Origin of the sequence: Micromonospora sp. DT43, from assembly GCF_049841645.1 — a bacterium.
GTDB lineage: Bacteria > Actinomycetota > Actinomycetes > Mycobacteriales > Micromonosporaceae > Micromonospora.
The window spans coordinates 604,804-618,185 of sequence record NZ_JBNCKR010000002.1; the positions used below are offsets into that span (position 1 = coordinate 604,804).

Here is a 13,382-nt window from a genome sequence, read left to right on the forward strand (position 1 = left end):
GCGGGCCCCACCGACCCCCCGGGGCCCGCGTCGGTCAACTGTCAGTGCAGCCGGACCGGACCGGTGCTGGACCGCAGCGAGATGGGCGGGCTGTACAGACGGTGCCGCGGCACGCTCTCGGGGGCGGCGATGATCTCCAGCAGCAGCGCCACGGCCTCGGCGCCCATGTCCCGCATGGGCACGTCCGCGGCGGTCAGCGGCGGACGGAAGTCCTCCGCCCAGTGCTGGGCGGCGACCCCGGTGACGGAGAAGTCGGCAGGCACGGACAGCCCGGCGCCGGTCAGCGCGCGCTGCATCCCGGGCAGCGCCGCCTCGTTGATGGTGGCCACCGCCGTGACCTCCGGATGGGTCACGAGCAACTGCTCCACGCACGCCTCGCCGGAGGCCGTGTCGTCGCCGCAGCAGACGTCCACGCCGGTCAGACCCCGTTCCGCCACCGCCTCCTGGAAACCGGTGAGCGCGCGGTGGCTCGGTCCGTAGCCCGCCGCCACCAGCTCGGCGGAGCGGTTGACAAGCGCCACGTGCCGATGCCCCAGGTCCGCCAGGTGGTGCACGCAGCGCGCGATCAGACCGGCGTAGTCGATGTCGACCCAGCTCATGCCGTGCGCTTCGGCCGTCCGACCGATCGTGACGAACGGCAGGCCCGTTCTGGTCAGCCGCGTGACCCGGTCGTCCTCCAAACGGATCTCCATGAGGACGACGCCGTCCACCCGACGCCCGCTGACGATCCGCTCGAACGACCGGTCGTGGTCGCCACCGGACGGGGACAGCAGCACGTCCAGATCGTGGCGGGCGGCGGCCTCGACGACACTGGCGACGAAGCCCAACTGCATGTCGGTCAACCGCTGGCTCGCCGGTGGGATCACCAGCCCGAGGGTGCGGGTACGCCCCTCCTTCAGGGCGCGGGCGCTGGCGTTCGGCCGGTAGTCCAGCTCGTCGATGACCGCCTGGATCCGCTGCCGGGTCGCCTCCGAGACGGTCCGCTTGCCGCTCAGCACGTACGACACGGTGCTGCGGGACACCCCGGCCCGCCGGGCGATCTCCCCGATGTTCATACGCCGCCCTCGAATCGTTTCCTGCCCCGACGGGGACGCGCCCAGCTCCGGTTGAGCATAGGCGCTCCGCGGGGGCACCCGGACGCCCCGCCCGGCCGGCCGGCCTCCGACCCGGTCAGGAATCAAGAAGCACCTGTCGTCACCCGGGCCTAGCCTTTCCCCAGGTAGCCGGCACCACCGCCGGGCCGAGGAAAGATCGAGAGGGAGCCCACCATGACCGAGTCCGACGGCTTCAGCGCCGAGGAGCGCGCGGCGATGAAGGAGCGTGCGGCCGAGCTGCGCGCCGAGGGCAAGAAGGGCGCCAAGAGGGCCGACGGGTTGCAGGCGGTCCTCGACCGGATCGCGCAGATGGCCCCCGACGATCGTGCGCTCGCCGAGCGCGTGCACGTGGCGGTGACCACCGCCGCACCCGACCTGTCGCCGAAGACCTGGTACGGGATGCCCGCCTACGCGAACGCGGCCGACAAGATCGTCGTCTTCTTCCAGGACTCCGGCAAGTTCAACTACCGGTACTCGACGCTGGGCTTCCAGGACACGGCCAACCTCGACGACGGCGACCTCTGGCCGGTGTCGTACGCGCTGCGGACGTGGAGCCCCGAGGTGGAGAAGCGGGTCGTCGAGCTGGTGCGGGCCGCGATCTCCTGAGCATCGCCCCGACCCGGAGGCTCGCGGGCGACGGCCCGCTCCGCTGGTGCGCACTCTGGCACCGTTTGCGCCCACCGGGGATGATCGACACGTGTCGCTCTGGGAGGTCGTCTCGCGCATCGGCGTACCGCTGATCGTCGTCGTCGGCGCCGCGTTCATCGTGGTCGGTGCCGTCACCGGCCCACCGCATTCCTTCTCCTGGCCACGCGGCTGGCAGTGGGCGTGGGTGGGGCTGTGGCTCATGGCCGCCGGCGAGGCGGCGTTCGGCGTCGACCGACCGTGGTCCGAGCGCGCGTGGAAGGGCGCCGCCGCGCTGCTCGTCGCCGTGGCGTGTGCGATCGCCGTCTGGCGTCACCGTCGGTGGCGGAGGCGGGCCGGGCCGACGGTGACGCCAGAGTGAGGGCGTTAACTGGCGCACCCGGACGGCGGCTCTCCAGCCCGCCACCGGGCCGGCGGCGGGCTGGAGTAGAGGCGCAAGACGCGTCGGGTCAGGTCGTCGTGCAGGTGATGTTGGTCGGCGGGTTGTTGGTGCCGGTCGTGGAGGCGATGAAGCCGAACGTCGTGGAGCCACCGGCCGGCAGTGACCCGTTGTAGTCGACGTTCGTCACCCGCACGTTCGCGCCGCTCTGGGTGTGTGCGCCGCTCCAGATCTGGTTGATCACCTGCCCGTTGGGGAAGGTCCAGGAGACGGTCCAGCCACGGGTCGGAGCCGCGCCGGCGGTCACTGTGACCTCGCCCTGGAAGCCGCCCGACCACGAACTCGTCACCGTGTACGTCGCCCGCGCGCCGGACGGTGAGGGCGTGCTCGTCACCGTCGGCGTCGGGGTCGGCGTCGGGCTCAGGGTAGGGGTGACCGTGGGCGTGGGCGTGGGCGTCGGCGTGCTGCTCAGCGTCGGCGACGGTGTCACACCCGGCCGCGCGGCGCGGTAGGTGTGCCCGGCCCGGACGGCGAACTGGACGACATCCGTCTCCGGTCGGGTGGTGGGCGGTGTGCTGTCGTCGGTGGCGTCGACGAGGGTGAACGAACCGGTGAAGAGCCGGGCGCGCAGACGTAGCGTGCCGTCCCGGTCGGCACGGACGCTGATCTCGTCGGCCTGCCCGCTGGTCCAGCGCACGCCGACGGTGTAGCCGCCCCGACCACGCAGGCCCGCGACCTGGCCGGTGGGCCACCCGCTGGGCAGCGCCGGCAGCAGGTGCAGTTCGCCGGTGTGGCTGTGCAGCACCATCTCGGCGATGCCTGAGGTGGCGCCGAAGTTGCCGTCGATCTGGAACGGGGGGTGCAGGTCGAACATGTTCGGCGCGAGCCGGTCGGTCCGCACCAGGTCCTTCAGGAGCTTGTGGGCGCGGGTGGCGTCCTCCAGCCGAGCCCAATAGTTGATCTTCCAGGCGAGGGACCAGCCGGTCCCGTCGTCGCCGCGCAGCTCCAGGGTCCGGCGCGCGGCCTCGTACAGCGCCGGGGTGCCGCGCTTGGTGATCTGGTTACTGGGATGCAGGCCGTACAGGTGTGAGACGTGTCGGTGGTTCCGCTCGGTCTCGACCCAGTCGGCGAGCCACTCCTGGACGTTGCCCCGGGAGCCGACACGTGTGGGCGCGAGCCGGTCCCGGGCGGTCCGCACCTGGGAGCGGAACGTGGCGTCGACACCGAGCACCTCGCCGGCCCGGGTCACGGCGTCGAACAGGTCGCGCAGGATCTGGTTGTCCATCGTGGGGCCCGCGCAGACGCTGGCATTCGAGTGGTGCGGCAGCTCGGGCGAGTTCGACGGGTTCGTGACCAGGTAGCCGAGCGTCGGGTGGGCGACCAGGGTGTCGAGGAAGAACTGGGCGGCGCCCTTGAGGGCCGGATAGTTGGCCTGGAGGAAGCCGACGTCGCCGGTGAACAGGTAGTGCTCCCAGATGAGGGTGGACAGCCAGGCCCCGCCGGTCTGCCACATGCCCCACAGCGCCCCGTCGACGACCGAGGCGCCCCGCCACCCGTCGGTGTTGTGGTGCGTGACCCAGCCACCCGCGCCGTACTGCGCCTGGGCGACGCGCGCACCGGTCACCGTGAGGTCCCGGACCATGTCGAAGACCGGCAGGAAGCACTCGGGCAGGTTCGTCGTGTCGGCGGGCCAGTAGTTCATCGGCAGGTTGGCGTTGATTGTGTACTTCGAGTCCCACGGCGGGGTCATCGAGTCGTTCCAGATGCCCTGCAGGTTCGCCGGTTGCGTGCCCGGTCGCGACGAGGAGATCAGCAGGTACCTGCCGTACTGGAACAGCAGGGCGGAGAACTGCGGGTCGTTCGTGCTCGCGTGTTGGGCGATCCGCACGTCGGTCGGCTGGTCGGCGGCGGCAGTACGCCCCAGGTCGATTGTCACCCTGTTGAACAGGGCCTGGTAGTCGGCGAGATGGCGACTGCGCAGCTGGTCGAAGGCGACGGCGCGGGCGGCGTTGAGGCGGGTGCGCGCGATGCCCTGATAGTCGCCGTTGACGACGCGGTAGTTGACGTAGCTGGAACCGATCGAGATCAGCACTGTCACGCTCGTGGCGCCGGAGACGCGCAGGGTTCCGCCGGAGCTGCTGACCGTGCCGCCCGTCGCGACGGCCTGGGCCAGGGCGAGGAAGCGCACCGACCCGTTGACGCCCTCCATGGCGCCGGAGATGCCGTCGATGCCGATGGTGGCGGCGTCGGGGCTCGACACAGTCGTCCGCTGTGGGCTGTCGAAGGTCGCGTTGAACGTGATCGAGCCGGCCCGGTCGGCGGTCAGCCGGATCACGATCACCTGGTCGGGCGCGCTGGCGAACATCTCACGCTGGTACCGGATGCCGTTCAGCACGTACGTCGTGGTGACGGTCGCGGTGGTGAGGTCGAGCGTCCGGTTGTACTGGGACGCGCCGCTGGCGGATCCGAAGGCGAGCCGGAGGTTGCCCACCGGCTGGTAGGCGAGCTGGCCACCCGGGTTGCCCATCATCGTCTGGTTGATCAGGTCCTGCGCCTGGGTCCACTGGTCGGCGAAGACCCGCCGCCGGATCTCGGCGAGGTTGGCCGCGCCACGGGTGTTGGCAGAGTCGTACGGGCCGCCGGCCCAGATGGTGTCCTCGTTGAGCTGCAACCGTTCGGTGTCGACGTTGCCGAACACCATCGCGCCCAGCCTGCCGTTGCCGATCGGCAGCGCGCGTAGCCAGTCGGTGCCCGCGGGTTCGTCGTACCACAGGGCCAGGTCGCCGGCCGCGAGCACCTGCGGCGGCGCCACCGAGCCGGCGCGGGCGACGGCGGACCACGCGACCGGCAGCAGGGCGGCTCCGGCGCCCGCCGCACCGGCCCTCAGCACGTTCCTTCGTGTCACGTCAGGCATGGTTTCTCCAATCAGCGCAGCTCACAGGCGCAGGCAGAGGAGGGAGGTGCCCGTCGCCGGGCCACCGCCCCAGGAAGTCGAATGTCGTGGACGCGCGCCGTTCGCGGTCTCGAAGGAGACGCCGTCGGACGTGTGTGGACACCTCGCGCTGTTAGCGTTAACAGTGCCGCCCGTTCGCACCCCGCAGCAACGCTTCACAGCCGGAGGCCGACGCGCCGAGCTCCCGGCGGCGCGTCATCTGACCCTCTATAGACCTTCGTAGATGGCAAGGCCACCCGTCAAGACATGTCGGCGATGTTTCCCGCCAGGGTCCCCCAGGGGTCGCCGCCAGGCCGCCCACCTGCTTGCCATCCCGACTGCAGGTTCGTAGCATCCAGGGCACACGATGTTATCGCGAACATTTGCGGCATCCCGCCCCTGACCGGCCCCGGAGGTGGCATCCCGTGTCCGCACGCACGGCCGCCGTCTCGGGCTACCGCAATCCGGTCGTCCCCGGCTTCTATCCCGATCCGAGCGTCTGCCGGGTCGGCGAGGACTACTACCTGGTCTGCTCCAGCTTCGAGTACTTCCCGGGCGTCCCGCTGCTGCACAGTCGGGACCTGGTCAACTGGCGACAGATCGGCAACGTCCTCGACCGTCCCAGCCAGCTGGAGATCCCGCCGGACGCCGACGCGTCCCGAGGCATCTTCGCGCCCACCATCCGCCACCACGACGGCCGGTTCTGGATGATCACCACAAACGTCAGCCTGGGCCGACATCTCATCGTCACCGCGGAGGACCCCACCGGCGGATGGTCCGAGCCCGTCTACCTCGACCTCCCACACGTGGACCCGTCCCTGGCCTGGGACGACGACGGCACCTGCTGGCTGACGACCTCCGGCGTGGACGCCTACCGGATCGACCCGGACAGGGGTCAGGTGCTGGAGGGGCCGATCCCGCTCTGGTCCGGCACCGGTGGGCAGTACCCGGAGGCGCCGCACCTCTACCGGATCGGCGACTGGTGGTACCTGCTGCTCTCCGAGGGCGGTACGCACACCGGCCACGCCGTCTCGGTCGCCCGCTCGCGCAGCCCACGGGGGCCCTTCGAGCCCGCGCCGACCAACCCCATCCTCACGCACCGCGGCACCGACCTGCCCGTGCAGGCCGCCGGGCACGCCGATCTCGTGCAGGCCGTCGACGGCAGTTGGTGGATGGTGCTCCTCGGCATCCGGGCGAAGGGCCAGTGGCCGCCCTTTCACGTGCTCGGGCGCGAGACGTTCCTCGTTCCGGTTCGCTGGGAGGACGGGTGGCCCGTGGTGGACCGTGTCCGGGAGGTCACCGCCGCACCCGCCGGCAGTCCACCGGCCCTCGCGGCCCCGCCCGACCCGGGCGCCCACCACGACGACTTCGACGCGACAGTCCTCGCCCCCGGCTGGATCTCGCCCCGCTCCCGCCCCGACGCGGCCTGGTCGCTGACCGAGCGGCCCGGGTGGCTCACCCTGCACGCCACGGGCACGACGCTGGACCGCGCCGGTGCGACGATCGTGGGGACGCGCCAGCGCCACCATGACTGCCGCGCCGGCACACGTGTGGATCCGGGCAGCGGGACGGCCGGGCTCACCCTCCGCATCGACGAGGCGCACCACTACGACCTGGAGGTGCAGGCCGGCAGCGTCCGCGTCGTCGGCCGGGTCGGGCCGTTCCGGCAGGTCTTCGCGTCCCTCGACGTACCCGCCGGCCCGCTGGTCCTGACGGTCACCACCCGGACCGACGACCTCTACCCGCCGACCGTGACCTCCGCGGCGGACCTCGCGGCCGCGGACGAACCCTTCGGTGTACGCCCCGCCACCTCCGACATGGTCGGCTTCGAGGTGGAGACCCCCGAGGGCCGCGTCCTGCTGGCCGAGCTCGACGGGCGCTACCTGTCCACCGAGGTCGCCGGCGGCTTCACCGGCCGGGTCGTCGGCCTGTACGTGACCGAGGGCAACTCCGCCTTCGACTGGTTCGACTACCGCCCGGCGGCACGGCCGACCGACTGAGCGGCACCGGTATTTTTTGGCGGCGATGTCGAAAAGCTGTGCGCGGCTCCGTCCCCGAGGTGAACGTGACCGGAACGGGTCACACCAGCGAGGAGGAACACGACGATGGCGAAGTACCTGCTGCTGAAGCACTACCGCGGCGGTCCGGCCGCGGTCAACGACGTACCGATGGACAGGTGGACGCCTGAGGAGATCTCGGCGCACATGCAGTACATGCGCGACTTCGCGTCCCAGTTGGAGAAGACCGGCGAGTACATCGAGGGTCAGGCGCTCGCCCCCGAGGGGGCGTGGGTCCGCTACGACGGCCCGGGACGCCCACCGGTCACCGACGGCCCGTTCGCCGAGACCAAGGACCTCATCGCCGGCTGGATGGTGATCGACGTCGACAGCTACGAACGCGCCGTCGAGCTGGCGGGCGAACTGTCGGCCGCTCCGGGTGCGGGCGGTAAGCCGATCCACGAGTGGCTCGAAGTGCGCCCCTTCCTGACCGAGCCGCCGACCATCGCGGAGTGACCTCGGCGATGAACGAGGCACTGCTCCGGAGTCTCACGCCGAGTGTGCTCGGGATCCTCGTCCGCCGCGGAGTTGACTTCGCGGCGGCCGAGGACGCCGTGCAGGACGCGCTGGTCGAGGCCGTCCGCGTCTGGCCGGCCGACCCGCCACGGGACCCGAAGGGCTGGCTGATCACCGTGGCCTGGCGTCGGTTCCTGGACGCCACCAGGGCCGACGCCGCCCGGCGCCGTCGTGAGGACCTCGTCGACGAGGAGCCGGCACCCGGGCCTGCGCCCGGGGTGGACGACACCCTGCAGCTCTACTTCCTCTGCGCCCACCCGTCGCTGACGCCGTCATCCGCCGTCGCGCTCACGCTCCGTGCCGTCGGCGGGCTTACCACCCGCCAGATCGCCCACGCCTACCTGGTGCCCGAGGCGACCATGGCGCAACGCATCAGCCGGGCCAAACGCACCGTCTCGACGGTACGGTTCGACCAGCCCGGTGACGTCGCCACCGTGCTGCGCGTCCTCTACCTGGTCTTCAACGAGGGCTACACAGGTGATGTCGACCTCGCTGCCGAGGCCATCCGGCTCACCCGGCAGCTCGCCGCCGCGATCGACCACCCCGAGGTGGCGGGGCTGCTCGCCCTCATGCTGCTGCACCACGCCCGCCGGGCCAGCCGGACCGCGCCCGACGGCAGCCTGGTGCCGCTCGCCGAGCAGGACCGCGGTCGGTGGGACACCGCGGTCATCGCCGAGGGCGTGGACATCCTCCAGACCGCCCTGGCCCGCGACCGCCTGGGCGAGTTCCAGGCCCAGGCCGCCATCGCCGCGCTGCACGCCGACGCGCCCACCGCCGAGGAGACCGACTGGGTGCAGATCGTCGAGTGGTACGACGAGCTGGCGCGCCTGACCGACAGCCCCGTCGTCCGGCTCAACCGCGCGGTGGCAGTCGGCGAGGCCGACGGCGCCCGGGCCGGCCTGGCGGCGCTCGATGTGCTTGACGACTCGCTGCCCCGTCACACCGCCGTGGCGGCGTACCTGCACGAACGCGACGGCGACCTCGAGAGGGCGGCGCGCCTGTACGTCGAGGCGGCCCACGGGGCCCCCAACCTCGCCGAGCGCGACCACCTGACGCGCCAGGCCGCTCGGCTCAACGCTCGCCGGCAGCGGTGAGGCTCACGCCCGGGACGTCGGCGCGTGCCACGGCGTGACCTGCCGGCCCCGCCGCCTGGTGCGACGGGGCCGGCCTTGAGCGGAGGTGTTAGGTCAGCTGTTCAGGGTGGCGAGCAGCGCGCTGCTCATACCCTGCTCACCGCGCGCGTTGGGGTGGAAGGGCGCGGCCGAGTTCTGCGGCACCAGCCCCTCGACCCACCGGGTGCCGCTGCTCTTGCACGCGTCGCGACCGATCGACGGGGTGTAGACGTCGGCGTAGGTGGCGCCGTTCGCCGCCGCCGCGCCGGCAAGCATGGTGTTCAGCGACTTCTCGATGGTGCGCAGGTAGGGCACGTCCTGGTAGGCGATCGGGACCACCGGCCAGCAGCCGTATCCGCTGTCCGGCAGGATCGCCGGATACCCGAGCACCACGACCCGCGCGCTCGGCGCGGCGCGGCGGATCGACTGGAGCACTGTGGTCACCTTCGGGACGGTGGCCGCGATCCGAGCCTGCAACTGGTCGGTCCCGCCTGCGGTGTACCGGTTCTTGCACGGCGATCCGAGGGGACTGCTGAGGCTCGCCTGGGCGCATTCGCTGATGATGCCGGAGAAGCCGATGTCGTTGCCGCCGATCTGCACCGTCACCAGCGCCGTGCTCGACGTGACCGCGTTGAGCTGCGGTGGCAGGTTGATGCCCAGCTGGCCGCTGCCGCCGTAGAGGATGTCGTCGGTGGTGGCCCCGGAGCAGCTCACGTCGGCGAACGACGCTGAGCCGGCGGACGCGGCCACCAGCGAGGGATAGTTGCGGTTGGACCGCAGGCAGTTCAGGTCGACCTGGCTGGGGATCAGCGGACCGGCGGTGTACGAGTCGCCCAGCGCGACGTAGCGGCCGGAGGGGACCGCGGCGCTGGCGGGTGCGGCGACGGCGAGCAGCACACCGGCGGTGGCCGCGGCGAGCGCGGCGAGTCGGGTGGCTGCCCGCAGGAGCGGCAGGCGGGGACGGGGCATGACGCCTCCCAGGGGAGATCGCGGTGGCGGTGGTGTCGAGATCCTGTCGCCGCCGCAAAGCGCCGTCAATATAGACAGCCCTCACTAAAAACCATCCCACGGTGTGGGCCACGAGGGCTGCGCGGTCGGCGACGTTGACGTCATATGTCGTACGAGTTAAATTGGCATCGATCTATGCCACCGGCTCCTGTGGGCCCTCGCCACCGACCACCCGCAAGGAGTACACGTGCTCAAACGAAGAATCGCCCTCCTGCTTCCCGCGTTTCTCGCTGCCGCCCTCGGCACCGCGGTGGTCAGCGGCGCGGTGGTGCTCACCACCAGCGAGCCCGCGCAGGCGTTGGAGAACGGGCTGGCCCGCACGCCACAGATGGGCTGGAACGACTGGAACTCGTTCGGGTGCAACGTCAACGAGACGCTCATCCGGCAGACGGCAGACACGCTGGTCTCCAGCGGCATGGCAGCGGCGGGATACCGCTACGTCAACATCGACGACTGCTGGTCCACGAAGCAGCGCAACGGCAGCGGTGACCTGGTCGCCGATCCACAGAAGTTCCCCAGCGGCATGAAGGCCCTCGCCGACTACGTCCACAACAAGGGCCTCAAGCTGGGCATCTACTCCTCGGCCGGGACCCTCACCTGTGCCGGGTACCCGGCCAGCATCAACTACGAGCAGCGCGACGCCAACCTCTGGGCGTCCTGGGGGATCGACTACCTCAAGTACGACAACTGCGGCGACCACCTCGGTCGGAGCGCGCAGCAGCGCTACACCGCGATGCGGGACGCGCTGTTGGCCACCAACCGGCCGATCCTCTACAGCCTGTGCAGTTGGGGACAGGACAGCGTCTGGACCTGGGGCGCGGGGGTGGGCAACTCCTGGCGTACCACAGGTGACATCGGTGGTAACTGGAACTCCATCATGGGCATCCTCGACCAGCAGGTCGGCAAGGAGTCGTACGCCCGACCCGGCGCGTGGAACGACCCGGACATGCTGGAGGTCGGCAACGGCCCCACCGACACCGAGTCCCGGGCACACTTCAGCCTCTGGGCGCTGCTGAACGCCCCGCTGCTGGCCGGCAACGACATCCGCACCATGTCCGCGGCCACCCGCACGATCCTGACCAACACCGACGTGATCGCCGTCAACCAGGACTGGGGTGGTCAGCAGGGCCGCAAGATCAGTGACAGCGGCGACCTGGAGGTCTGGCGCAAGCCGATGTCCACCGGCGGGGTGGCCACCGTCCTGCTCAACCGCGGCGGCGGCACGACCACGATGTCCACCACGGCCAGCGCGCTCGGGCTCGGCAGCGCCGGCTCGTACACCGTGCGCGACCTGTGGTCCCACACCACCTCGACGTCGACCGGCACGATCAGCGCGTCGGTGCCGGCACACGGCGCCGCCATGTTCCTGGTCACCGGCGGCGGCACACCCCCGCCGACCACCGCCCCGCCGACCACTCCCCCACCGACCACTCCTCCGCCGAGCACGACGTCGGCGATCCGCAGCACGTCCGCCGGCCGGTGCCTGGACGTCAACGGCGCGTCCCAGACAAACGGCGCCACGGCCATCATCTGGGACTGCCACGGCCAGGCAAACCAGTCCTGGACGTCGACAAGCGCCCAGGAGCTGCGGGTCTACGGAGGCAAGTGCCTGGACGTCAACAACGCCGGCACCGCCAACGGGACATCGGTGATCATCTGGGACTGTCACGGCCAGGCGAACCAACAGTGGCGCTTCAACGCCGACGGCTCGATCACGGCTGTCGCGTCGGGTCGCTGCCTGGACCTGGTGGGCAACGGTACGGCGAACGGCACCCGCGCCCAGATCTGGGACTGCAACGGCGCGGCCAGTCAGCGGTGGAGCCGCAGCTGAGCGACCGACCCCGGTAGCCGGGGGCGTGGCCGGCCGGGCGCGGTCGCGGGCATCGACCCGCGCCTCGCCCGGCCGGCGCACACCGCGCCACGCTCACCCCTGCGGCACACGTGCAACCTCCGGCGCATAGCATTGCCACGGTTCGGGACGGCTCTGCTGAAACGAGGCGACATGCGTTGGCTCCAGCGGTTGCTGGGCGGCGGGCGGGTCCAGCTCGACCCGGGACGGCAGCAGGCGCTGCTGCGGGAGCTCCAGCACGGGTACGGCACGCAAGCACGGGTTCCGTTTCCGGCGCAGGTCGAAGCGGCGACCGGCATGCTGAGCGGAGACGACGGGCTGGTGGTCGCGGCGCGGATCCTGCACCAGGTCGCCGACGAGGCACACACGGATCTGCGGGCGCAGGCGCAGGACATCCACCGGCGGACGGGCCGGCGGCTCCTGGTGCACCGGCGGAACTACCGGCCGCTGTGGACCGAGGCCGGTCCCGGCCTGCGGTGGCCGCTGTTCGCGTTGCCGTGCGGCTTCCACCCGTACGCCCAGGTGGCCGCCGCCGTCGCGGTGGTCGGCGGCCGGGCGGCCCGGCTCGATCGGGTGACCGACCCGAACCCGCTGGTGACCCACCTGTTCGAGGTGCTCGACCTCACGACCGCGGGCTGGGAGTACGGCCGGGTGCGGGTGGACACCGACGCCGCAGCCCTCGTCGATCGACTGATCACGAGCGCCGCGCAGATCCTCGCCGCGATGGACGACCCGCCCCGGTTGCCGCCTCCGGTCCGTACGCTGATGCGTCGCAACAACACGGTGGACGTGCACGATCCGGCGGGCCCGCGAGCGGTGGGACGAATCAACCTGGGCGCGCGGATGCGGGAGCAACTGCTGGCCTGACCGCGGCGACGTCGACGGTGCGCTCCGGAGCCGGCCCTAGGCGCGGGCGTGCGCACCCAGGAAGGCGAGCAGCAGGGTCGCCGTCTCGTCGGGGTACTGCACGTGCGGGTAGTGACCCGCGCCCTCGATGAACTCGAGCCGGCCCAGTCCGGCCGGCAGCGCGGCCACGATCGCCTCCCCCTCGGCCCGCGGGTCGGCCCAGTCCGGGTCGAGCGTGCCCTCGACGATCAGGGCCGGGCAGCGGACGTTGCCCAGTTGCGCCCCCGCGTCGACGGGCGCCGACTGGCCCATCTTGCGCATCGCCGCCATCCGGCCGGGCTCGCGCATCATGGCGTCGATCCGGGCCGTGCGGGCGGTCCAGTCGGCCGGCTTCCGCGCGGGATAGGCGATGTCGAGGTAGCTGCGCCAGAGCGGCACGCTGCCCAGCAGGCCGGTGCCGAGCAGCCGGGCCATGCCCCTACGGTAACGGGCGACCCGCAGGTCACCCAACTTGATCGACTGCTTGCGGGTGAAGGGGGCCAGCTCGACGATGCCCGTGATCAGCTCGGGCGCCTGGGCGGCGGCGATGGTGGCGGCCCCGCCGGAGATCGAGTGACCGACCAGCACGGCCGGACCGCCGAGGTGACGGATCACCGCGAGCAGATCGCCGGCGATGTCGGTGCGGCTGTAGGAGGGCCACCGCGCGCTCGACTCGCCGCAACCCCGCAGGTCGACGGCGGCCACCCGGTAGCCGGCGGCCACCAGGCGTGGCACGACGAAGCGGTACGCCTCGCGGCTGTCACCCATCCCGTGGGCGAGGACGACGAGCGGCCCGGAGGCGCCGGTCACCTCGTACGCCAGGGTGCCGCCATCGACGGTCAGGTACTCGGTCATCGGAACCTCCACGGCTGGCTAATTGCGTTAGCTTTAAGCTAATACTATTA

Annotated in this window: 11 protein-coding genes; 7 read left to right on the forward strand and 4 right to left on the reverse strand. The window is 71.4% G+C overall.

Annotated elements, in window-relative coordinates; genetic code table 11:
* Positions 1–41: 41 nt before the first annotated feature.
* Positions 42–1,055 (reverse strand): LacI family DNA-binding transcriptional regulator, encoded by a 1,014-nt coding sequence (locus tag ACLQ26_RS06770; protein WP_425743605.1) that lies wholly within the window; start codon positions 1,053–1,055, stop codon positions 42–44.
* Between the two features lie 213 nt (positions 1,056–1,268).
* Between ACLQ26_RS06770 and ACLQ26_RS06775 the strand changes: the two genes are divergently transcribed.
* Together ACLQ26_RS06775 and ACLQ26_RS06780 are read left to right on the forward strand one after the other, a co-directional pair.
* Positions 1,269–1,700: an iron chaperone gene (locus tag ACLQ26_RS06775; RefSeq protein ID WP_425743606.1), complete on the forward strand. Its 432-nt coding sequence runs from the start codon at positions 1,269–1,271 to the stop codon at positions 1,698–1,700.
* 91 nt (positions 1,701–1,791) lie between these two features.
* Positions 1,792–2,100 carry a hypothetical protein gene (locus ACLQ26_RS06780; protein ID WP_425743607.1) on the forward strand — a complete coding sequence of 103 codons (309 nt, stop codon included), beginning with the start codon at positions 1,792–1,794 and terminating at the stop codon, positions 2,098–2,100.
* 88 nt (positions 2,101–2,188) lie between these two features.
* Here the strand turns inward: ACLQ26_RS06780 and ACLQ26_RS06785 are convergent, their stop codons facing one another.
* Complete coding sequence (locus ACLQ26_RS06785; protein ID WP_425743608.1) at positions 2,189–5,032, reverse strand: glycosyl hydrolase family 95 catalytic domain-containing protein; 2,844 nt, start codon at positions 5,030–5,032, stop codon at positions 2,189–2,191.
* A gap of 443 nt (positions 5,033–5,475) precedes the next feature.
* Here ACLQ26_RS06785 and ACLQ26_RS06790 point away from each other — a divergent pair, with 443 nt between their 5' ends.
* From ACLQ26_RS06790 to ACLQ26_RS06800, 3 genes are all read left to right on the forward strand, one after another.
* The gene (locus ACLQ26_RS06790) at positions 5,476–7,050 is read left to right on the forward strand and encodes a glycoside hydrolase family 43 protein (RefSeq protein ID WP_425743609.1); all 1,575 of its coding nucleotides are present in this window, start codon (positions 5,476–5,478) and stop codon (positions 7,048–7,050) included.
* Between the two features lie 105 nt (positions 7,051–7,155).
* Positions 7,156–7,563: a YciI family protein gene (locus ACLQ26_RS06795; RefSeq protein WP_425743611.1), complete on the forward strand. Its 408-nt coding sequence runs from the start codon at positions 7,156–7,158 to the stop codon at positions 7,561–7,563.
* Between the two features lie 8 nt (positions 7,564–7,571).
* Positions 7,572–8,717, forward strand: coding sequence for an RNA polymerase sigma factor (locus ACLQ26_RS06800; protein ID WP_425743785.1), 1,146 nt, complete (start codon positions 7,572–7,574; stop codon positions 8,715–8,717).
* A 93-nt stretch (positions 8,718–8,810) separates the two neighbouring features.
* On the opposite strand, the gene ACLQ26_RS06805 is transcribed toward ACLQ26_RS06800, so the two are convergent.
* Positions 8,811–9,704: an SGNH/GDSL hydrolase family protein gene (locus ACLQ26_RS06805; RefSeq protein ID WP_425743612.1), complete on the reverse strand. Its 894-nt coding sequence runs from the start codon at positions 9,702–9,704 to the stop codon at positions 8,811–8,813.
* Positions 9,705–9,930: 226 nt separating this feature from the next.
* On the opposite strand from ACLQ26_RS06805, the gene ACLQ26_RS06810 reads away from it, so the two are divergent.
* Positions 9,931–11,574, forward strand: coding sequence for a glycoside hydrolase family 27 protein (locus tag ACLQ26_RS06810; protein ID WP_425743613.1), 1,644 nt, complete (start codon positions 9,931–9,933; stop codon positions 11,572–11,574).
* A gap of 171 nt (positions 11,575–11,745) precedes the next feature.
* Positions 11,746–12,459, forward strand: coding sequence for a hypothetical protein (locus ACLQ26_RS06815; RefSeq protein WP_425743614.1), 714 nt, complete (start codon positions 11,746–11,748; stop codon positions 12,457–12,459).
* A gap of 36 nt (positions 12,460–12,495) precedes the next feature.
* Here the strand turns inward: ACLQ26_RS06815 and ACLQ26_RS06820 are convergent, their stop codons facing one another.
* Positions 12,496–13,332 (reverse strand): alpha/beta fold hydrolase, encoded by an 837-nt coding sequence (locus tag ACLQ26_RS06820; protein WP_425743615.1) that lies wholly within the window; start codon positions 13,330–13,332, stop codon positions 12,496–12,498.
* Positions 13,333–13,382 lie beyond the last annotated feature (50 nt).

Coding starts and splice junctions, on each gene's coding strand:
- ACLQ26_RS06770 (WP_425743605.1), bottom strand. CDS start 1,055: ATGAACATCGGGGAGATCGCCCGGCGGGCCGGGGTGTCCCGCAGCACC.
- ACLQ26_RS06775 (WP_425743606.1), top strand. CDS start 1,269: ATGACCGAGTCCGACGGCTTCAGCGCCGAGGAGCGCGCGGCGATGAAG.
- ACLQ26_RS06785 (WP_425743608.1), bottom strand. CDS start 5,032: ATGCCTGACGTGACACGAAGGAACGTGCTGAGGGCCGGTGCGGCGGGC.
- ACLQ26_RS06795 (WP_425743611.1), top strand. CDS start 7,156: ATGGCGAAGTACCTGCTGCTGAAGCACTACCGCGGCGGTCCGGCCGCG.
- ACLQ26_RS06800 (WP_425743785.1), top strand. CDS start 7,572: ATGAACGAGGCACTGCTCCGGAGTCTCACGCCGAGTGTGCTCGGGATC.
- ACLQ26_RS06805 (WP_425743612.1), bottom strand. CDS start 9,704: ATGCCCCGTCCCCGCCTGCCGCTCCTGCGGGCAGCCACCCGACTCGCC.
- ACLQ26_RS06815 (WP_425743614.1), top strand. CDS start 11,746: ATGCGTTGGCTCCAGCGGTTGCTGGGCGGCGGGCGGGTCCAGCTCGAC.
- ACLQ26_RS06820 (WP_425743615.1), bottom strand. CDS start 13,332: ATGACCGAGTACCTGACCGTCGATGGCGGCACCCTGGCGTACGAGGTG.